General features: G+C 69.2%; 21 protein-coding genes and 1 pseudogene. 18 read left to right on the forward strand and 4 right to left on the reverse strand.

Features of this window, described 5'->3' with window-relative positions; translation table 11 throughout:
* Positions 1–90: 90 nt before the first annotated feature.
* The 17 genes from rpmE (at position 91) to ABD858_RS22455 (ending at position 15,594) form a co-directional block, all read left to right on the forward strand.
* Complete coding sequence (gene rpmE / locus ABD858_RS22375) at positions 91–315, forward strand: 50S ribosomal protein L31 (RefSeq protein ID WP_345040422.1); 225 nt, start codon at positions 91–93, stop codon at positions 313–315.
* 140 nt (positions 316–455) lie between these two features.
* On the forward strand, positions 456–1,535 hold the full coding sequence (gene prfA, locus ABD858_RS22380; RefSeq protein ID WP_345040424.1) for a peptide chain release factor 1: 1,080 nt from the start codon (positions 456–458) through the stop codon (positions 1,533–1,535).
* 37 nt (positions 1,536–1,572) lie between these two features.
* Complete coding sequence (prmC, locus tag ABD858_RS22385) at positions 1,573–2,454, forward strand: peptide chain release factor N(5)-glutamine methyltransferase (protein WP_345040426.1); 882 nt, start codon at positions 1,573–1,575, stop codon at positions 2,452–2,454.
* A 46-nt stretch (positions 2,455–2,500) separates the two neighbouring features.
* Positions 2,501–3,148 carry an L-threonylcarbamoyladenylate synthase gene (locus ABD858_RS22390; protein ID WP_345040428.1) on the forward strand — a complete coding sequence of 216 codons (648 nt, stop codon included), beginning with the start codon at positions 2,501–2,503 and terminating at the stop codon, positions 3,146–3,148.
* Positions 3,145–3,807 carry an arsenate reductase/protein-tyrosine-phosphatase family protein gene (locus tag ABD858_RS22395; protein WP_345040430.1) on the forward strand — a complete coding sequence of 221 codons (663 nt, stop codon included), beginning with the start codon at positions 3,145–3,147 and terminating at the stop codon, positions 3,805–3,807. The genes ABD858_RS22390 and ABD858_RS22395 overlap by 4 nt, the downstream gene beginning before the upstream one ends.
* A gap of 171 nt (positions 3,808–3,978) precedes the next feature.
* Complete coding sequence (locus ABD858_RS22400) at positions 3,979–5,235, forward strand: serine hydroxymethyltransferase (RefSeq protein WP_345040432.1); 1,257 nt, start codon at positions 3,979–3,981, stop codon at positions 5,233–5,235.
* Positions 5,236–5,570: 335 nt separating this feature from the next.
* Positions 5,571–6,899: an MraY family glycosyltransferase gene (locus tag ABD858_RS22405; RefSeq protein WP_345040434.1), complete on the forward strand. Its 1,329-nt coding sequence runs from the start codon at positions 5,571–5,573 to the stop codon at positions 6,897–6,899.
* Positions 6,900–7,162: 263 nt separating this feature from the next.
* On the forward strand, positions 7,163–7,600 hold the full coding sequence (locus tag ABD858_RS22410) for a Cg1360 family ATP-synthase-associated protein (protein ID WP_345040436.1): 438 nt from the start codon (positions 7,163–7,165) through the stop codon (positions 7,598–7,600).
* Positions 7,601–7,825: 225 nt separating this feature from the next.
* A complete protein-coding gene (gene atpB, locus ABD858_RS22415) occupies positions 7,826–8,644 on the forward strand; it encodes a F0F1 ATP synthase subunit A (protein WP_345040438.1) in 819 nt (272 codons plus the stop codon).
* A 76-nt stretch (positions 8,645–8,720) separates the two neighbouring features.
* Positions 8,721–8,954, forward strand: a complete 234-nt coding sequence (gene atpE, locus ABD858_RS22420; protein WP_345040440.1) for an ATP synthase F0 subunit C — start codon at positions 8,721–8,723, stop codon at positions 8,952–8,954.
* Between the two features lie 43 nt (positions 8,955–8,997).
* A complete protein-coding gene (locus tag ABD858_RS22425; RefSeq protein WP_345040442.1) occupies positions 8,998–9,543 on the forward strand; it encodes a F0F1 ATP synthase subunit B in 546 nt (181 codons plus the stop codon).
* The gene (locus ABD858_RS22430; protein ID WP_345040445.1) at positions 9,540–10,355 is read left to right on the forward strand and encodes a F0F1 ATP synthase subunit delta; all 816 of its coding nucleotides are present in this window, start codon (positions 9,540–9,542) and stop codon (positions 10,353–10,355) included. The genes ABD858_RS22425 and ABD858_RS22430 overlap by 4 nt, the downstream gene beginning before the upstream one ends.
* 120 nt (positions 10,356–10,475) lie before the next feature.
* Positions 10,476–12,068, forward strand: a complete 1,593-nt coding sequence (gene atpA / locus ABD858_RS22435) for a F0F1 ATP synthase subunit alpha (RefSeq protein WP_345040447.1) — start codon at positions 10,476–10,478, stop codon at positions 12,066–12,068.
* Between the two features lie 20 nt (positions 12,069–12,088).
* Positions 12,089–13,006 carry a F0F1 ATP synthase subunit gamma gene (locus tag ABD858_RS22440; RefSeq protein WP_345040449.1) on the forward strand — a complete coding sequence of 306 codons (918 nt, stop codon included), beginning with the start codon at positions 12,089–12,091 and terminating at the stop codon, positions 13,004–13,006.
* Positions 13,006–14,448: a F0F1 ATP synthase subunit beta gene (gene atpD, locus ABD858_RS22445; RefSeq protein ID WP_345040451.1), complete on the forward strand. Its 1,443-nt coding sequence runs from the start codon at positions 13,006–13,008 to the stop codon at positions 14,446–14,448. Before ABD858_RS22440 ends, atpD begins: the two co-directional genes overlap by 1 nt.
* 191 nt (positions 14,449–14,639) lie before the next feature.
* On the forward strand, positions 14,640–15,014 hold the full coding sequence (locus tag ABD858_RS22450; protein WP_345040453.1) for a F0F1 ATP synthase subunit epsilon: 375 nt from the start codon (positions 14,640–14,642) through the stop codon (positions 15,012–15,014).
* Positions 15,015–15,147: 133 nt separating this feature from the next.
* Entirely contained in the window at positions 15,148–15,594 is a 447-nt protein-coding gene (locus tag ABD858_RS22455; RefSeq protein ID WP_345040456.1) for a DUF2550 domain-containing protein, read from the forward strand.
* Positions 15,595–15,661: 67 nt separating this feature from the next.
* Here the strand turns inward: ABD858_RS22455 and ABD858_RS22460 are convergent.
* The 3 genes and pseudogenes from ABD858_RS22460 to ABD858_RS22470 all read right to left on the reverse strand — a co-directional run.
* Positions 15,662–15,841, reverse strand: a pseudogene (locus tag ABD858_RS22460) (hypothetical protein); the annotation flags it as partial.
* 14 nt (positions 15,842–15,855) lie between these two features.
* Positions 15,856–16,578: a response regulator gene (locus tag ABD858_RS22465; RefSeq protein WP_345040458.1), complete on the reverse strand. Its 723-nt coding sequence runs from the start codon at positions 16,576–16,578 to the stop codon at positions 15,856–15,858.
* A gap of 61 nt (positions 16,579–16,639) precedes the next feature.
* Positions 16,640–17,857: a sensor histidine kinase gene (locus ABD858_RS22470; RefSeq protein WP_345040461.1), complete on the reverse strand. Its 1,218-nt coding sequence runs from the start codon at positions 17,855–17,857 to the stop codon at positions 16,640–16,642.
* Between the two features lie 154 nt (positions 17,858–18,011).
* On the opposite strand from ABD858_RS22470, the gene ABD858_RS22475 reads away from it, so the two are divergent.
* On the forward strand, positions 18,012–18,566 hold the full coding sequence (locus tag ABD858_RS22475) for a hypothetical protein (protein ID WP_345040463.1): 555 nt from the start codon (positions 18,012–18,014) through the stop codon (positions 18,564–18,566).
* Between the two features lie 456 nt (positions 18,567–19,022).
* Here the strand turns inward: ABD858_RS22475 and ABD858_RS22480 are convergent, their stop codons facing one another.
* A complete protein-coding gene (locus tag ABD858_RS22480; protein ID WP_345040465.1) occupies positions 19,023–19,595 on the reverse strand; it encodes a cob(I)yrinic acid a,c-diamide adenosyltransferase in 573 nt (190 codons plus the stop codon).
* Positions 19,596–19,684 lie beyond the last annotated feature (89 nt).

The raw sequence follows: 19,684 nt of genomic DNA on the forward strand, positions 1-19,684 counted from the left end.
CCGGTCCTGGCAGACTGGTACGTCGGCCCCGGTTCACGTCCGCGCATCCCGCGCGTACGACCCGGTGCCCTCCCGAATCTAGGAGAGACCTTGAAGCGCGACATCCACCCCGAGTACGTCGAGACGCAGGTCAGCTGCACCTGCGGCGCGTCGTTCACCACCCGTAGCACGATCCAGGCCGGCACCGTCCGCGCCGAAGTCTGCTCCGAGTGCCACCCGTTCTACACGGGCAAGCAGAAGATCCTCGACACCGGTGGCCGTGTGGCCCGCTTCGAGGCCCGCTTCGGCAAGGCTGCCGGCTCCGCCAAGAAGTAGCGAGCCACTGCGCCGGTCTCCGGCTGCCCCTGCACGGGGTGGCCGGGGCCGGTGTTTTTGTTCTGCCCGAGGGGCCGGTGGATGCCCCGGGCAGGCACAGCTCCGTCCCGCAGCCGTTTCGTACACACCAGGAGCACAAGATGTTCGAGGCCGTCGAGGAACTGATCGGCGAACACGCCGATCTCGAGAAGAAGCTCGCCGATCCTTCGGTCTTCGCAGACCAGGCGAACGCGCGCAAGCTCAACAAGCGCTACTCCGAGCTGACCCCGATCGTCGCCACGTACCGCTCCTGGAAGCAGACCGGCGACGACATCGAGACCGCCCGTGAGTTCGCCGCCGACGACCCGGACTTCGCGGCCGAGGTCAAGGAGCTGGAGAAGGCGCGCGAGGAGCTGACGGACAAGCTGCGGCTGCTGCTCGTCCCGCGCGACCCCAGTGACGACAAGGACGTCATCCTGGAGATCAAGGCGGGCGCGGGCGGCGACGAGTCGGCCCTCTTCGCCGGCGATCTGCTGCGCATGTATCTGCGGTACGCCGAGCGCGTCGGATGGAAGACCGAGATCATCGACTCCACCGAGTCCGAGCTGGGCGGCTACAAGGACGTCCAGGTCGCCGTGAAGACCAAGGGCGGCAACGGAGCGACCGAGCCCGGCCAGGGCGTCTGGGCACGGCTGAAGTACGAGGGCGGAGTCCACCGTGTGCAGCGCGTGCCCGCCACCGAGTCCCAGGGGCGTATCCACACCTCCGCCGCCGGTGTCCTCGTGACGCCCGAGGCCGAGGAGATCGAGGTCGAGGTCAACCCCAACGACCTGCGGATCGACGTGTACCGCTCGTCCGGCCCCGGCGGCCAGTCCGTCAACACCACCGACTCCGCGGTGCGCATCACCCACCTGCCGACCGGTGTCGTCGCCTCCTGCCAGAACGAGAAGAGCCAGCTCCAGAACAAGGAGCAGGCACTCCGCATCCTGCGCTCCCGGCTGCTCGCCGCCGCCCAGGAGGAGGCCGAGAAGAACGCCGCGGACGCCCGGCGCAGCCAGGTGCGCACCGTGGACCGATCCGAGAAGATCCGTACGTACAACTTCCCCGAAAACCGGATCTCGGACCACCGGGTCGGCTTCAAGGCGTACAACTTGGACCAGGTGCTCGACGGCGACCTCGACTCCGTCATCCAGGCCTGCGTCGACGCCGACTCCGCCGCGAAGCTCGCGGCAGCGCAGTAACCCAACAGCAAGCACACTCGCAGCCCCGGAGGACCAGGTGCAGTTGTCACCCGGGGGGCGACCCCCAGCCCCCCGAAGTTTGCTGCTCGCCGAAGTGGCCCAGGCCACCCGGCGGCTGGCCGACGCCGGCGTGCCCTCGCCGCGCTTCGACGCGGAGGAGCTCGCCGCGTTCGTGCACGGCGTCAAGCGGGGAGAACTGCACACGGTCAAGGACGCCGACTTCGACGCCCGCTACTGGGAGGTCGTCGCCCGCCGTGAGGCCCGTGAGCCGCTCCAGCACATCACCGGCCGTGCCTTCTTCCGCTACCTGGAGCTCCAGGTCGGCCCCGGTGTCTTCGTGCCCCGCCCGGAGACCGAGTCCGTCGTCGGCTGGGCCATAGACGCCGTACGCGCCATGGACGTCGTCGAGCCGCTCATCGTCGACCTGTGCACCGGCTCCGGCGCGATCGCCCTCGCCCTCGCCCAGGAGGTGCCGCGCTCGCGCGTGCACGCCGTGGAGGTCTCCGAGGACGCGCTGGTGTGGACCCGGAAGAACGTCGAGGGGTCCCGCGTCGTTCTCCACGAGGGCGACGCGCTCACCGCGCTGCCCGAGCTGGACGGCCAGGTCGACCTCGTCATCTCCAATCCGCCGTACATCCCGCTGACCGAATGGGAGTACGTCGCCCCGGAGGCCCGCGACTACGACCCGGAACTCGCGCTCTTCTCCGGCGAGGACGGACTCGACTTCATCCGCCGACTGGAACGCACCGCGCACCGGCTGCTGCGCCCCGGCGGGCTCGTCGTCATCGAGCACGCCGACACGCAGGGCGGCCAGGTGCCGTGGATCTTCAACGAGGAGGCCGGCTGGGCGGACGCCGCCGACCACCCCGACCTGAACAACCGGCCGCGCTTCGCGACCGCACGCAAGGCAATGCCATGACCCTGACCAGGTACATCACTGTCACCACCGTGAGGAGAGCGGACTAATGGCTCGGCGATACGACTGCAACGACGCGACCGATCGTGCAACCGGTCTGCGCGAGGCCGCGTCAGCCGTCCGCCGCGGCGAGCTCGTCGTGCTGCCCACCGACACCGTCTACGGCATCGGTGCGGACGCCTTCAGCTCGGAGGCCGTCGCCGATCTGCTGGCCGCGAAGGGACGGGGCAGGAACATGCCCACGCCCGTGCTGATCGGCTCCCCGAACACCCTGCACGGACTGGTCACCGACTTCTCCGAGCAGGCCTGGGAGCTCGTCGACGCCTTCTGGCCCGGCGCGCTCACCCTGGTGGCCCGGCACCAGCCGTCGCTCCAGTGGGACCTGGGGGACACCCGCGGCACCGTCGCGATCCGTATGCCGCTGCACCCCGTCGCCATCGAGCTGCTCACCGAGGTCGGCCCGATGGCCGTCTCCAGCGCGAACCTCACCGGGCATCCGGCGCCCGAGGACTGCGACGCCGCGCAGGGCATGCTCGGCGACTCCGTCTCCGTCTACCTCGACGGCGGCCCGACCCCGGGGATCGTTCCGTCCTCGATCGTCGACGTCACCGGGAAGACCCCGGTCCTCCTCCGTGCCGGCGCGCTCGGCGCGGACGAGCTCCGCAAGGTCGTACCCGACCTCGAGGTGGCGAATTGACAGCCCCTGACGAGGGGCGTGGCATAGCGGAAGGCCGGCCGGCCTCCTCCGAGGAGGGGGCGCCATCGTCCTTCCGCATCCTCCACGTCAGCACGGGCAACGTCTGCCGCTCGCCCATCACCGAGCGGCTGACCAGGCATGCCCTGGCCGGCCGCCTCGGCGGCCCGCGGGGCATCCTCGTCGAGTCCGCCGGCACGTGGGGCCACGAGGGCGCCCCCATGGAGGCCCACGCCGCGACCGTCCTCGCCGACCTCGGCGCCGACCCGTCCGGCTTCGTCGGCCGCGAGCTCCTCGACGAGCACGTCATCCGCGCCGACCTCGTCCTGACCGCCACCCGCGACCACCGGGCCCAGGTCATCTCCATGGGCCACTCCGCGGGCCTGCGCACCTTCACGCTGAAGGAATTCAACCGCCTCGTACGGGCCATAGACCCGGCGACGCTGCCGGACGCAAGCGAGGACGGCCTGGTCGAACGCGCCCGCGCCCTGGTCCGTGCTGCCGCCGCTCTACGCGGGTGGCTTCTGGCCCCGAGCGCGGAGGCGGACGAGGTGAACGACCCGTACGGCGCCCCGATCACGTTCTTCCGCTCGATCGGCGACGAGATCGACCAGGCCCTGGACCCCGTCCTCACGGCCCTCACGGGCGTCCCGCGCGTCTGAGCCCACCCGGTCCGGTGTTGCCGCTCCCCGCCATGCCGGACCGGCTGGTGGGGGTCGCCGCCGTTGCCGGGTGCGGCTTCCGTTGCCGGGCGCGGTCCGGGTATGCGTCCTACATTGGAGCTGACGCCACTGGCGCCGAACAGCGCACCCTCGTCAGGTCCGGAGCCACCCATGCCGGTCACCGAAGCTTCCGCGTCCGTGTCCACCACTCCGTGGCAGGGTCTGGACGCCCTGCGCCGGCAGGATCCGGAGATCGCCGACGTCCTGCTGGGGGAGCTGGACCGGCAGTCCACCGGCCTTCAGCTGATCGCCGCGGAGAACTTCACCTCGCCCGCCGTGCTGGCCGCGCTCGGCTCACCGCTCGCCAACAAGTACGCCGAGGGCTATCCCGGGGTCCGGTATCACGGGGGCTGCGAGCTGGTCGACGTCGCCGAGCAGATCGCCATGGAGCGGGCGGCGGCGCTCTTCGGGGCCGAGCACGCGAACGTACAGCCGCACTCCGGGTCGTCCGCCGTGCTGGCGGCGTACGCGGCGCTGCTGCGGCCGGGGGACACGGTGCTGGCGATGGGACTGGCGTTCGGCGGGCATCTGACCCATGGCTCACCGGCCAATTTCTCCGGCAAGTGGTTCGAGTTCGTCGGCTACGGCGTCGACCCGGAGAGCGGGCTCATCGACTACGACCAGGTGCGCCATCTGGCCCGTGCGCACCGGCCCAAGGCGATCGTCTGCGGCTCGATCGCGTATCCCCGGCACATCGACTACGCCGAGTTCCGCGAGATCGCGGACGAGACGGGCGCGTACCTGATCGCGGACGCGGCGCATCCGATCGGGCTGGTCGCGGGCGGCGCGGCGCCGAGCCCGGTGCCGTACGCCGATGTCGTGTGCGCGACCACGCACAAGGTGCTGCGCGGTCCGCGCGGCGGGATGGTGCTGTGCGGGTCGGCGCTGGCCGAACGGGTTGACCGCGCGGTGTTCCCGTTCACGCAGGGCGGGGCGCAGATGCATACGATCGCCGCCAAGGCGGTCGCGTTCGGGGAGGCTGCGACGCCGGCCTTCGCGGCGTACGCGCACCAGGTCGTGGCCAATGCCCGGACGCTGGCTGCCGGCCTCGAGGCGGAGGGCTTCGTCGTCCTCACCGGCGGCACGGACACGCACATCGTCGTCGCCGATCCGTCGCCGCTGGGCATGGAGGGCCGTACGGCCCGTGGACGGCTTGCGGCGGCCGGCCTGGTGCTGGACACCTGCGCGCTGCCGTACGGCGACGAGCGGGGCATCAGGCTCGGTACGGCGGCCATTACGACGCAGGGCATGGGGGAGCCGGAGATGGCCAGGATCGCGGTGCTGTTCTCGGCGGCGCTGCGGGACGACCGGAAGACCCGGGACCGGGTACGCGAACTGGCCGCGGATTTTCCGCCGTATCCCGGCTAGTGCCCCTCCCGGCAACGTTTGCCCCGTCGTGACGTTCCCCCAGCTACCTCCCCCAGCTACCTCCCCCAGCTACCTCCCCCAGCTACCGCTGGGGGTGCCCCCAGGCACGCGCGCTCGCTGCGTTGGCCGAAAACCCCAGGAGCGCTGCTACGAGGGCCTTCGGCCGCCTTGCGATCGCACGCGCCGGACGCCGCTCCTCGACGGGCAGACGTTGCCGGTCGCGGCACTGGAAGCTGCCTCGTGCAACCGTCGGGGGACCGTCCGAGTCCTCAAGCACGTGGCGGCGAAGTTAGGGTGTGTCGCTGAGATGGCCAGCGATACCTGTGGGGCAGCCCGTGCGTGAATACCTGCTGACGCTCTGCGTCACGGCCGCGGTGACCTATCTGCTGACCGGGCCGGTGCGGAAGTTCGCCATCGCGACCGGTGCGATGCCGGAGATCCGGGCCCGTGACGTGCACCGGGAGCCGACACCGAGGCTCGGCGGGATCGCCATGTTCGGCGGTCTGTGCGCCGGGCTGCTGGTCGCCGATCACCTGGCCGGGCTCAGCAGTGTCTTCGAACTGTCGAACGAGCCGAGAGCGCTGCTGTCCGGCGCGGGCCTGATCTGGCTGATCGGTGTGCTGGACGACAAGTTCGAGATCGACGCGCTGATCAAGCTCGGCGGCCAGATGATCGCCGCGGGTGTGATGGTGGTGCAGGGTCTGACGATCCTGTGGCTGCCCATTCCAGGTATCGGGACGGTCTCGCTGACCCAGTGGCAGGGCACGCTCCTCACCGTCGCCCTCGTCGTGATCACGATCAACGCCGTGAACTTCGTGGACGGCCTGGACGGCCTCGCGGGCGGCATGGTCTGTATCGCCGCCGCCGCGTTCTTCATGTACTCGTACCGCATCTGGTACGGCTACGGGATCGAGGCAGCCGCCCCGGCCACCCTCTTCGCGGCCATCCTCATGGGCATGTGCCTGGGCTTCCTGCCGCACAACATGCATCCCGCCCGCATCTTCATGGGCGACTCCGGTTCGATGTTGATCGGTCTGGTGCTGGCCGCGGCCGCGATCTCCGTGACGGGCCAGGTGGACCCGGACGCGATGGGCATCTTCGTCGGCGGTGAGCGAGCGGCCACGCAGGCGATGCTGCCGGTCTTCATCCCGCTGCTCCTGCCGTTGACGATCATCGCCATCCCCATGGCGGACCTGGTGCTGGCGATCGTCCGCCGTACCTGGAAGGGCCAGTCGCCGTTCGCCGCCGACCGCGGTCATCTGCACCACCGGCTGCTGGAGATCGGCCACTCGCACAGCCGGGCGGTTCTGATCATGTACTTCTGGTCGGCGCTGCTCTCCTTCGGCACCGTGGCCTACTCGGTGAACTCCGCGTCGATGTGGATCGTGCTGTTGATCGTGGCCCTGAGCGCGGTCGGCCTGGTGCTTCTGCTGCTGCCCCGGTTCACTCCGCGCGCCCCGCGCTGGGCGGAGTCCTTCGTTCCGCCACGCTACCGGCGCCGTGTGATGCCGCAGCCCGCTCTTCCGTACGAGGAGGAGGACGTGGACGAGGTGGCGGAGGAGCGCGTTCCGGTAGCGGCCGGAGTCAGCGGCGTCAACGGGGCGACCGCCATCGGCCCCCGTTCGCGGTTCCACGACCGGCGGAAGGCCGGCTCCGCACGCTGACGGAATTGCCGCATCGGGCCTCAATACCAGACAAATGGACCCGCCCGCATGCACACACGGGCGGGTTCACTCTCATGTGTGATGGGGTACACAGCTATAGGTAAAGACCTCATCAAATAGTTTGTGATACCGTTCACGAGACCCGGCAAGCGAGCCGAAGGACCGTGGTGCGACGGCCCCTTGGCGTGAGGGACGACCTCCGCCCGGGCTTACGCTCGTCCATGACGACACCCCCTGACTCACTAGTAAGCGGAGCTGCCGCCATGCCGTCCAACGACGTCCGGAATCTCCTCCAAGCCGCCGTACCCACCGCTGCCGCCGGCGCTGTCGCCGCTGTGGTCAGCGCTGTGGTCGCGGGCGGCAAGGGGGCGATCGGCGCGCTCGTCGCGACGGCCGTGGTGCTCCTCTTCATGGGTATCGGGCTGTTCGTTCTCCAGCGCGTTGCCAAATCACTGCCGCAGCTGTTCCAGGCCATGGGGCTGATGCTCTACACGGCCCAGCTGCTGTTGCTCTTCGTCTTCGTCGCGGTCTTCAAGAACACGACGCTGTTCAACCCCAAGGCCTTCGCCATCACGCTGGTCGCGCTGACCCTCGTCTGGATCGCCGCGCAGACCCGCGCACACATGAAGGCCAAGATCCTTTACGTCGAACCCGAACCCTCCGGTGCCCACAAGCCCGAGAACAAGGGGCCGAGGGCGTGAAGGGTAGGGCCGGTATAAGTGCGCGTTCGCGTTCCTGCTATCGTCCGGTGCCGAGTGCGGCACTGCGGGCGCGGGCATCTGAGCTGACGCCTGCTCAATCGCGAGGCTTGATGCCCCACAGCCGCCCCCACATCCGTAACACCAGTCCAGTGCCGACCCGCGGCTGCGCGCCGCGCCGACACAACGAGGTTGCCGTACCTATGCGCCACGCTGAAGGAGCCCGCGGTGAGTGCTGACCCGACGCAGGTCCTCGCCTTCGAGACCGACTGCCACATCTTCGAGGGCTGTGGCTTCCCCGGTCCGGGCCTGCACTCGTTCCTGTTCGAGCCCCTGTGGGGCAACCCGGACGGCATCTACTTCAACAAGGTGATGCTGCTGGCGCTGCTCGGCACCGTCATCATCGTCGGATTCTTCTGGGCTGCTTTCCGTAAGCCGCAGATCGTCCCCGGAAAGCTCCAGATGGTCGCCGAGGCCGGCTACGACTTCGTGCGCCGCGGCATCGTCTACGAGACGATCGGCCGCAAGGAGGGCGAGAAGTACGTCCCCCTGATGGTCTCGATCTTCTTCTTCGTCTGGATGATGAACCTCTGGTCGATCATCCCCCTCGCCCAGTTCCCGGTGACGTCGATCATCGCCTATCCGATGGGCCTTGCGGCGATCGTCTACGTCCTCTGGATGAGCCTGACCTTCAAACGCCACGGCTTCATCGGCGGTTTCAAGAACCTCACCGGTTACGACAAGTCCCTCGGCCCGATCCTGCCGATGGTCATGGTCATCGAGTTCTTCTCGAACGTCCTGGTCCGCCCCTTCACCCACGCGGTCCGACTCTTCGCGAACATGTTCGCCGGTCACACCCTGCTGCTGCTCTTCACGATCGCCAGCTGGTACCTGCTCAACGGCATCGGTGTCGCCTACGCGGGTGTGTCCTTCGTGATGGTCATCGTGATGACCGCCTTCGAGCTCTTCATCCAGGCCGTCCAGGCGTACGTGTTCGTCCTCCTGGCCTGCAGCTTCATCCAGGGCGCGCTCGCCGAGCACCACTGAGCCGTCCGCTCCCCATCCCCCTGATTCGTCCGGTGGCCAACCCCCACCGGTCTCGTAAAGAGAAGGAAGAACTGGCATGTCCCAGATCCTCGCTGCCGCCGATGGCATCACCGGCTCCCTCAGCTCCGTCGGCTATGGTCTGGCCGCCATCGGCCCCGGCGTCGGCGTCGGCATCATCTTCGGTAACGGCACCCAGGCTCTCGCCCGCCAGCCCGAGGCTGCCGGTCTGATCCGTGCCAACCAGATCCTCGGCTTCGCCTTCTGTGAGGCGCTCGCCCTCATCGGTCTGGTCATGCCGTTCGTCTACTAAGACGAACCGCTAAGACCAGCCTCTTTCGACGAAAGGCACTGATGTGAACCCCACCGTGGTTTACCTGGCGGCCGAGAAGGAGAACCCTCTCATTCCGCCGTGGCCCGAGGTGGTCATCGGTCTGATCGCCTTTGTCATCGTCTTCGGCTTCCTCGCCAAGAAGCTCCTCCCGAACATCAACAAGGTTCTGGAAGAGCGTCGCGAGGCCATCGAGGGTGGCATCGAGAAGGCCGAGGCCGCTCAGACCGAGGCCCAGAGCGTGCTGGAGCAGTACAAGGCCCAGCTCGCCGAGGCCCGCCACGAGGCCGCGCGTCTGCGCCAGGAGGCGCAGGAGCAGGGCGCCGCGCTCATCGCCGAGATGCGCGCCGAGGGCCAGCGGCAGCGTGAGGAGATCATCGCTGCCGGCCACGCCCAGATCGAGGCCGACCGCAAGGCCGCCTCGCAGGCGCTGCGTCAGGACGTGGGCAAGCTCGCCACCGACCTGGCCGGCAAGCTCGTCGGCGAGTCCCTCGGGGACGTCGCCCGGCAGAGCCGTGTTGTCGACCGCTTCCTCGACGAGCTCGAGGCGAAGGCCGAGGCGACCCGATGAACGGAGCGAGCCGCGAGGCACTGGCTGCCGCACGTGAGCGTCTCGACGCGCTGACGGACAACACGTCCGTCGACGCGGCGAAGCTCGCCGAGGAGCTGGCCGCCGTCACCGCGCTGCTCGACCGGGAGGTCTCGCTGCGTCGGGTCCTGACCGACCCGGCGCAGGCCGGCGAGGCCAAGGCCGAGCTGGCCGGGCGTCTGCTGGGCGGACAGGTGGGCGGCGAGACCGCCGACCTGGTGTCCGGCATGGTCCGCTCCCGCTGGTCGGCGTCGCGCGACCTGGTCGACGCGCTGGAGGAGCTGGCGAGCATCGCCGAGCTCACCGCCGCGCAGCGCCGGGGTGTGCTCGACGACGTCGAGGACGAGATCTTCCGGTTCGGCCGGATCGTCGCGTCCAGCACCGAGCTGCGGGCCGCGCTCACCGACCGCGCCGCGACCGCGTCCGCCAAGGCCGAGCTGGTGCGCAGCCTGCTGGGCGGCAAGGCCAACCCGGTCACCGAGCGTCTGGTCGTGCGTCTTGTGACGCACCCGCGTGGACGTAGCCTGGAAGCGGGACTCGAGTCCCTCTCCAAGCTCGCCGCCGCGCGCCGTGACCGCATGGTCGCGGTGGTGACGTCGGCGGTGCCGCTGTCCGACCAGCAGAAGCAGCGTCTGGGTGCGGCTCTCGCCAAGCTCTACGGCCGTGACATGCACCTCAACCTCGACGTGGACCCGGAGGTCCTCGGCGGGATCCAGGTGCGCGTCGGCGACGAGGTCATCGACGGCACGATCGCGGACCGGATCGCCGAGGCGAACCGCCGCATCGCCGGCTGACAGCCACCAACTCAACAAGCATGACCAGCGGCCCGGTTGGGCCGTGCAGAGGATTCCTGGGGGTCGAACCCCAGACCCCCAAGAAAACTTCGGGCCCAACAAGGAGAGCAGGGAACCCAGATGGCGGAGCTCACGATCCGGCCGGAGGAGATCCGGGACGCGCTGGAGAACTTTGTCCAGTCGTACAAGCCGGACGCGGCCTCGCGCGAGGAGGTCGGTACGGTCAGCCTTGCCGGCGACGGCATCGCGAAGGTCGAGGGTCTTCCCTCGGCCATGGCCAACGAGCTGCTGAAGTTCGAGGACGGCACCCTCGGCCTCGCCCTCAACCTCGAGGAGCGCGAGATCGGTGCCATCGTCCTCGGTGAGTTCAGCGGCATCGAGGAGGGCCAGTCGGTCACCCGCACCGGCGAGGTCCTGTCCGTCGCCGTCGGCGAGGGCTACCTCGGCCGTGTTGTCGACCCGCTCGGCAACCCGATCGACGGTCTCGGCGAGATCGAGACCTCCGGCCGCCGCGCCCTCGAGCTGCAGGCCCCCACGGTCATGCAGCGCAAGTCGGTGCACGAGCCGATGGAGACCGGCTACAAGGCCGTCGACGCGATGACCCCGGTCGGCCGTGGCCAGCGTCAGCTGATCATCGGTGACCGTCAGACCGGCAAGACCGCCCTGGCCGTCGACACGATCATCAACCAGCGCGACAACTGGCGCTCGGGCGACCCGAAGAAGCAGGTCCGCTGCATCTACGTCGCCATCGGCCAGAAGGGCTCCACCATCGCGTCCGTGCGCGGCGCGCTGGAGGAGGCCGGCGCCCTGGAGTACACGACCATCGTCGCCGCCCCGGCGTCCGACCCGGCCGGCTTCAAGTACCTGGCGCCGTACACCGGCTCCGCCATCGGTCAGCAGTGGATGTACGAGGGCAAGCACGTCCTCATCATCTTCGACGACCTGTCGAAGCAGGCGGATGCCTACCGCGCCGTGTCGCTGCTGCTGCGCCGCCCGCCGGGTCGTGAGGCCTACCCGGGTGACGTCTTCTACCTGCACTCGCGTCTGCTGGAGCGCTGCGCCAAGCTCTCCGACGAGATGGGCGCCGGTTCGATGACGGGTCTGCCGATCGTCGAGACCAAGGCGAACGACGTGTCGGCGTTCATCCCGACCAACGTCATCTCCATCACCGACGGCCAGTGCTTCCTGGAGTCCGACCTGTTCAACGCCGGTCAGCGTCCGGCCCTGAACGTCGGTATCTCGGTCTCCCGAGTCGGTGGCTCCGCCCAGCACAAGGCCATGAAGCAGGTCTCCGGCCGTCTGCGTGTGGACCTGGCCCAGTACCGCGAGCTGGAGGCGTTCGCCGCCTTCGGTTCCGACCTGGACGCCGCGTCGAAGGCCTCGCTGGAGCGCGGTAAGCGCATGGTCGAGCTGCTGAAGCAGGCGCAGTACGCCCCGTACTCCACCGAGGACCAGGTCGTCTCCATCTGGGCCGGCACCACCGGCAAGATGGACGACGTCCCGGTCCAGGACATCCGCCGCTTCGAGCGCGAGCTGCTGGACTACCTGCACCGCGAGCACAAGTCGTTGATGACCGGTATCCGCGAGGGCGGCAAGATGTCGGACGACACCCTCGACAAGGTCGCGGAGCTCATCGCCACCTTCAAGAAGCAGTTCGAGACCTTCGACGGCAAGCTGCTCGGCGAGGACGCCGCCGTCAACGTCTCCAAGTGACGACGGAAGGGACCTGACTCATGGGAGCGCAGCTCCGGGTCTACAAGCGTCGCATCCGGTCCGTCACCGCGACGAAGAAGATCACCAAGGCGATGGAGATGATCGCCGCCTCGCGCATCGTCAAGGCGCAGCGCAAGGTGGCGGCCTCCACGCCGTACGCGACCGAGCTCACCCGCGCGGTCACGGCGGTGGCGACCGGTTCGAACACCAAGCACCCGCTGACCACCGAGGCCGACACCCCGACCCGTGCCGCGGTCCTGCTCATCACGAGCGACCGCGGTCTGGCCGGCGGCTACTCGTCCAACGCCATCAAGGCGGCGGACCAGTTGACGACGCGGCTGCGCGGCGAGGGCAAGGAGGTCGACACCTACATCGTCGGCCGCAAGGGTGTCGCCTACTACAGCTTCCGTGAGCGCAAGATCGCGGACAACTGGACCGGCTTCACCGACAGCCCGACCTACGCGGACGCCAAGAGGGTCGCCGCTCCGCTCATCGAGGCTGTCCAGCAGGACACCGCGAAGGGCGGCGTCGACGAGCTGCACATCGTCTTCACGGAGTTCGTGTCGATGATGACGCAGACGCCGGTGGACAAGCGGATGCTGCCGCTCAGCCTCGAGGAGGCGGCCGCGGAGTCGCCTTCGAAGGGCGAGATCCTTCCGCTGTTCGACTTCGAGCCCTCGGCGGAGGACGTCCTCGACGCCCTGCTGCCGCGCTACGTCGAGAGCCGCATCTACAACGCCCTGCTCCAGGCCGCCGCTTCCGAGCACGCGGCCCGTCGCCGGGCGATGAAGTCGGCCACCGACAACGCGGGTGAGCTGATCAACACGCTCTCCCGACTTGCCAACGCGGCCCGCCAGGCCGAAATCACCCAGGAAATCAGCGAGATCGTCGGTGGCGCGAGCGCCCTGGCCGACGCGACCGCGGGGAGTGACAAGTAATGACGACCACTGTTGAGACGGCCGCTGCCACGGGCCGCGTCGCCCGGGTCATCGGCCCGGTCGTCGACGTGGAGTTCCCCGTCGACGCGATGCCGGAGATCTACAACGCGCTGCACGTCGAGGTGCCGGACCCGGCCACGCCGGGCAGCACCAAGACCCTGACCCTCGAGGTCGCCCAGCACCTCGGTGAGGGCCTGGTCCGTACGATCGCGATGCAGCCCACCGACGGTCTGGTCCGCCAGGCCACGGTGACGAACACCGGCAAGGGCATCACCGTGCCCGTCGGCGACTTCACCAAGGGCAAGGTGTTCAACACCCTCGGTGAGGTGCTGAACGAGCCGGAGGCCAACGGCCAGGAGTCCGAGCGCTGGGCGATCCACCGCAGGGCCCCCAAGTTCGAGGACCTCGAGTCGAAGACCGAGATGTTCGAGACCGGCCTGAAGGTCGTCGACCTTCTCACCCCGTACGTCAAGGGTGGAAAGATCGGTCTGTTCGGTGGCGCCGGTGTCGGCAAGACCGTTCTGATCCAGGAAATGATCATGCGTGTGGCGAAGCTGCACGAGGGTGTTTCCGTGTTCGCCGGCGTGGGTGAGCGCACCCGTGAGGGCAACGACCTCATCGCGGAGATGGAAGAGTCCGGCGTTCTGGACAAGACCGCGCTGGTCTTCGGCCAGATGGACGAGCCCCCGGGCACCCGTCTCCGTGTCGCGCTGGCCGGTCTGACCATGGCGGAGTACTTCCGCGATGTGCAGAAGCAGGACGTGCTGTTCTTCATCGACAACATCTTCCGCTTCACCCAGGCCGGTTCCGAGGTGTCCACCCTGCTCGGCCGTATGCCCTCCGCGGTGGGTTACCAGCCGAACCTGGCGGACGAGATGGGCCTCCTGCAGGAGCGCATCACCTCGACCCGTGGTCACTCGATCACCTCGATGCAGGCGATCTACGTCCCCGCGGACGACCTGACCGACCCGGCCCCGGCCACCACCTTCGCCCACCTCGACGCGACGACGGTTCTGTCCCGTCCGATCTCCGAGAAGGGCATCTACCCGGCCGTGGACCCGCTGGACTCCACGTCCCGCATCCTGGACCCGCGTTACATCTCGCAGGACCACTACAACGCGGCCAGCCGCGTCAAGGGAATCCTGCAGAAGTACAAGGACCTCCAGGACATCATCGCCATCCTCGGTATCGACGAGCTCGGCGAAGAGGACAAGCTGGTCGTGCACCGCGCCCGTCGTGTGGAGCGCTTCCTGTCGCAGAACACCCACGCGGCGAAGCAGTTCACCGGTGTCGACGGTTCGGACGTCCCGCTGGACGAGTCGATCGCGGCGTTCAACGCGATCTGCGACGGTGAGTTCGACCACTTCCCGGAGCAGGCGTTCTTCATGTGCGGTGGCCTCGAGGACCTCAAGGCCAACGCCAAGGAACTCGGCGTCAGCTGAGTCCCGTGACGTACTGAGGGGGGCGGGTTTCGTCCCGCCCCCCTTGTCACGTCCCCCGGGGGCCGTCCCCCGGAAAACCCCCGGTCGACATGACCGGGGAGGGCCCGAGGACGCATCCGCGCCCTCGAGCCCGTCTAGACTTTGACCCAACACCCGGCAGAACCGCCGGGTGGTGACCCGAGGAGCCACCCTTGGCTGCTGAGCTGCACGTCGAGCTGGTCGCCGCCGACCGCCAGGTCTGGTCCGGTGAGGCCACCCTGGTCGTCGCGCGTACCGAGTCCGGCGACATCGGCGTCATGGCCGGTCACCAGCCGCTGCTCGGTGTGCTGGAGTCGGGCCCGGTGACGATCCGTACGAGCGAGGGCAAGGTGGTTGTCGCCGCCGTGCACGGCGGTTTCATCACCTTCGCGGACAACAAGCTTTCGCTGCTGGCCGAGATCGCCGAGCTGGCGGACGAGATCGATGTCCAGCGCGCGGAGCGGGCGCTGGAACGCGCCAAGTCGGACGCGGACGCCGCCGCCGAGCGCCGCGCCGAAGTCCGGCTGCTTTCGGTCTCCAAGCGCTGACCGAGGCCGACGGAATACTCTCAGCCGCGGCCCGGACTGGAATTTTCCAGACCGGGCCGCGGCTGAGGCAATGCAGGAGTTTGACGGTCCGGGCGACTCCCGGACCCCGAATGGAGCGAGGAGGTCGGTGTAGATGATCCTCGCTCTGCTTGTGTGCGGCCTGGTCGTCGCGCTGGTAGTGGTGGGACTCTTCGTCTTCGGTCTTCGCCGGCGGCTGATCCAGCGCTCCGGCGGGACCTTCGACTGCAGCCTGCGCTGGAACGTCCCGGAGGAGCCCGACACCACCGGCAAGGGCTGGGTGTACGGCGTGGCCCGCTACGGCGGCGACCGCGTCGAGTGGTTCCGTGTCTTCTCGTACGCCCCGCGCCCGCGCCGGCTGCTGGAGCGCTCGGCGATCGAGGTGATCGCCCGCCGGATGCCCGAGGGCGAGGAGGAGCTCGCGCTGCTGTCCGACTCGGTGATCCTCGCCTGCACCCACCGCGACACGCGCCTGGAGCTGGCGATGAGCGAGGACGCGCTCACCGGTTTCCTCGCCTGGCTGGAAGCGGCGCCGCCCGGCCAGCGAGTAAATGTGGCCTGATCGGCCCTCGCTGGTTGGGGGTCCCCCCGGACGGAGTCCGGGGGAGAGTGAATGTGGCCTGATCGGCCCGGTTGAAGTTGCCGCGCAGCGGCTGGTCCCAGGTGTCGGCGACACCGTCGACGCTCCGGTCGGCGGTGTACGCCTTGTCGTAGGCGGCGTAGCAGTCGCCGATGGTGCACTTGGCGTTCTGGACGTTGCCGAAGGCGTAGTTGATGTACGTGATCTTCGGTGCGGTGCCGCTGGAGATCCGGACCTATGCCCTCAGAGGCCCAACTCCTGTGCCAGAACCGCCGCTTGGACCCGGCTGCGCAGCTCCAGCTTGCCCAGCAGCCTGCTGACATGGGTCTTCACCGTGGCCTCGGCCATCTCCAGACGGATGGCGATCTCGGCGTTGGACAGCCCCCTGCCCAGACAGCCCAGCACCTCGCGCTCCCGTCGCGTCAGCGCGTCGAGCACCGCCGGGTCCGGCACGCTCTCCGGCCGCACCTGCAGGGGCGCGGCGAATTCGGCGATCAGCCGCCGGGTGACCGCCGGGGCGATCATCCCCTCGCCGCGGGCGACCGTACGCACCGCCTCGATCAGGTCCTTGGCCTCCGCGTTCTTCAGCAGAAATCCGGCCGCTCCGGAGCGCAGCGCACCGAAGACATACTCGTCGAGGTCGAACGTGGTGAGCACGAGCACGTCCGCGAGCTGCTCGGCGACGACCTGACGGGTCGCCGACACGCCATCGAGCCGCGGCATCTGAATGTCCATCAGCACCAGATCGGGCCGCAGTTCGCGGGCCAGCGCCACGGCCTCCTCGCCGTCCGCGGCCTCCCCGACGACCTCGATGTCCGGGGCGCTGCGGAGGATGAGCACCAGGCCGGCACGTACGGCCTGCTGGTCCTCGGCGACCAGCACGCGCACGGGATCCGCCCGGTCCCATGTGCTCCCGGCGCCCGCGCCCGCCGGATCGCCGCCCGTCCCCACTGCCGACGCTTCCATCCCGCTGCTCCCTCCTCGTTGGTCCTGCCGCCCGGTCGCTTCTCCGGCCGGTATGTCGTCCTCAAACGCCGTACGGGCCGGGGTCACCCGGCACCGAGGGGTCCGCCGGCAGGACCGCCTTCACCTGCCAGACCTTCGCCGGACCGCCGGGCCCGCCGGCCACCGGGCCCGCCTCGAACTCGCCGTCCAGCAGCGCCACCCGCTCCCGCATCCCGGTCAGACCGGCCCCGGAACCGGGGGCACGGGGGCCGCCCTCACCGGCGTACGGGCTGACGACCCGTACGCACAGCGACTCCGCGCCCTCCCACAGGGACACCCTGACCTCGCCCGGAGCCGCGTGCTTGACCGCGTTCGTCAGGGACTCCTGCACGATGCGGTACGCCGCGAGTTCCACCGACACGGGCAGCGGGCCGCCCGCCGCGCGGCCGTCCTCCAGGACGAACGACAGCCCGCTCGGCGTGCCGTTCGCCCCGGCCCGCGCGACCAGCGCGTCGAGCCCGGCGAGCGTCGGCGCGGCGGCCGGCTCGTTGTCGTCGCCGCTGTCCCGGAGCAGCCCGATGAGCCGGCGCATCTCCGCCAGCCCCTCCACGCTGTTCTCCCGGATGACCGTGAGCGCCTGATGGGTGGTCGCGTGGTCGTCCAGCGACAGCGCCGCCGTGGAATGGATCGCGATCGCCGAGAGATGATTGGCCACCATGTCGTGCAGCTCACGCGCCATCCGGGCACGCTCGGCCACCACCGCCTGGGTACGATCCATCTCCGCGAGCAGCGCGGTCTGCTCCGCGCGCAGCCCGGCCGCGATCGCCGCCTCCCGGTGGTTACGGATGATCGCGCCCGTGGTGGCCGGGCCGAAGGACACCAGGCCGGTCACCACACCGATCAGCAGCGCCTCCGGCTTGCGGAACCAGGCCAGGAAACCGATCGTCACCGCCACCGTGACGAGCCCTGTGGAGATCGGCAGCCGCCGGGCCTGGGCGGGCGTCCCGTACACCACGGCCGCGTACATCACATCGGTGAACATCAGGACCGTCGCCAGATCACCTCGGGTGAACTGGTCCGCGACCACCGCGACCGTACCGACCACGACGGCGGTCCTGGGCCGTGTCCTGCGCAGCAGCTCCATCGCGGCCATCGTGGCGAGCGGCACGAGCGTCACCCAGCGGGGCAGCAGATCGACGCCCGACTGGGTGTCCAGGCCGAGCGACCACAGCAGTAGGCCGCCGAGCAGGCCGACGACCGCGATGCGGATGTCGTCGCGGTGGGGGCGGGGGAAAGTCACACCCCCATCCAACACGGCTCCCGCGGCCCCGGCCTCACCGTTCAGGGCGAGGCCGCACTACATCGAAAGATGCAGCGAAGCATCGTCATCGCCGACGATGATCAACGAGCGCGCATCAGGAATGCTGGTGGGCAGGATCCGAGAGGAGAGCACCGTGATCGTCACGCTGATCGTCGCCTGTGAGATCGCCTTCTGGGTGCTGCTGGTCGCCGGTCTGGCCGTACGCTACCTGCTCCGCATGCCACGCGCCGGCGCCGGCCTGCTGCTGTGCGAGCCCCTGCTGGAGCTCGTTCTTCTCGTCGTCACCGCGATCGATCTCAAGAACGGCGCCGCGCCGGACTGGAAGCACGGTCTCGCAGCGATCTACATCGGCTTCACGGTCGCCTACGGCCACTACACCATCAGCTGGGCCGACGCCCGCTTCGCCCACCGCTTCGCCGGCGGGCCGCCCCCGGTCAAGCCCCCGCGCTACGGCATGGCCCGCGCCCGCCACGAGGGCAAGCTCTGGCTCCGCACGGTCGTGGCTGCTGCCGTCGCCTGCGCCCTGCTCCAGTTCGCCATCTGGTACGTCGGTGACGACGGCGACATCAGCTCGCTCACCGCCTGGCAGAGGACGGCCCTGCAGGCCATCTTCATCCACGGCCTGATCGCGCTGTCGTACGCGATCTGGCCAAAGAAGGAGAAGGCCCCGGCGCGGCTGCGGGACTGAGTCCAACCGCGTCCAGCGTTCGCCGCCCGGTACCCGGAGCACGTCGCGGGCCTCTTTGTTCGCTGCCCTCGCCAGGATGTTGTATTTCCCGGGGGCAACCCCCGGACCCCCGGCAGGTCCGGCTCAGCGTTCGCCGCCCGGTACCCGGAGCACGTCGCGGGCCTCTTTGTTCGCTGCCCTCGCCAGGATGTTGTGTTTCCCGGGGGCAACCCCCGGACCCCCGGCAGGTCCGGCTCAGCGTTCGCCGCCCGGTACCCAGAGCACGTCGCCGGCCTCTTTGTTCGCTGCCCTCGCCAGGATGTTGTGTTTCCCGGGGGCAACCCCCGGACCCCCGGCAGGTCCGGCTCAGCGTTCGCCGCCCGGTACCCAGAGCACGTCGCCGGCCTCCTTGTTCGCTGCCCTCGCCAGGATGCTGTGTTTCCCGGGGGCAACCCCCGGACCCCCGGCAGGTCCGGCTCAGCGTTCGCCGCCCGGTACCCAGAGCACGTCGCCGGCCTCCTTGTTCGCTGCCCTCGCCAGAATGAACAGCAGGTCCGACAGCCGGTTCAGATACGTCGCCGTGAGGCCGTTCATCGCTTCGCCGTGCACCTCCAGCGCCGCCCAGGTGGATCGCTCCGCGCGGCGGACCACCGTGCAGGCCTGGTGCAGCAGTGCCGCGCCCGGGGTGCCGCCCGGCAGGATGAAGGAGCGCAGCTTCTCCAGCTCCGCGAGGAAGCGGTCGCAGTCCTCCTCCAGCTTGTCGACGTAGGACTGCTCGACCCGCAGCGGCGGGTACTTGGGGTTCTCCACGACCGGCGTCGACAGGTCCGCGCCCACGTCGAACAGGTCGTTCTGTACGCGGGTGAGGACCTTCACGACCTCCTCGGGCAGCTGCCCGAGCGCGATCGCCGTGCCGATGACCGCGTTGGCCTCATTGGCATCGGCATATGCCGAAATACGCAGATCCGTCTTGGCGACCCGGCTCATGTCGCCCAGCGCCGTGGTGCCCTTGTCGCCGGTGCGGGTGTAGATACGCGTCAGATTGACCATGAGACCAGCCTAGTTGCCGGTGTGATGTCCGCCATGCGGGACGTGACGCGCATCTCTTCCCCTCCTACCGGGCGGTCACGGACGCTAAT

It is taken from the genome of Streptomyces sannanensis (assembly GCF_039536205.1).
Classification (GTDB): domain Bacteria; phylum Actinomycetota; class Actinomycetes; order Streptomycetales; family Streptomycetaceae; genus Streptomyces; species Streptomyces sannanensis.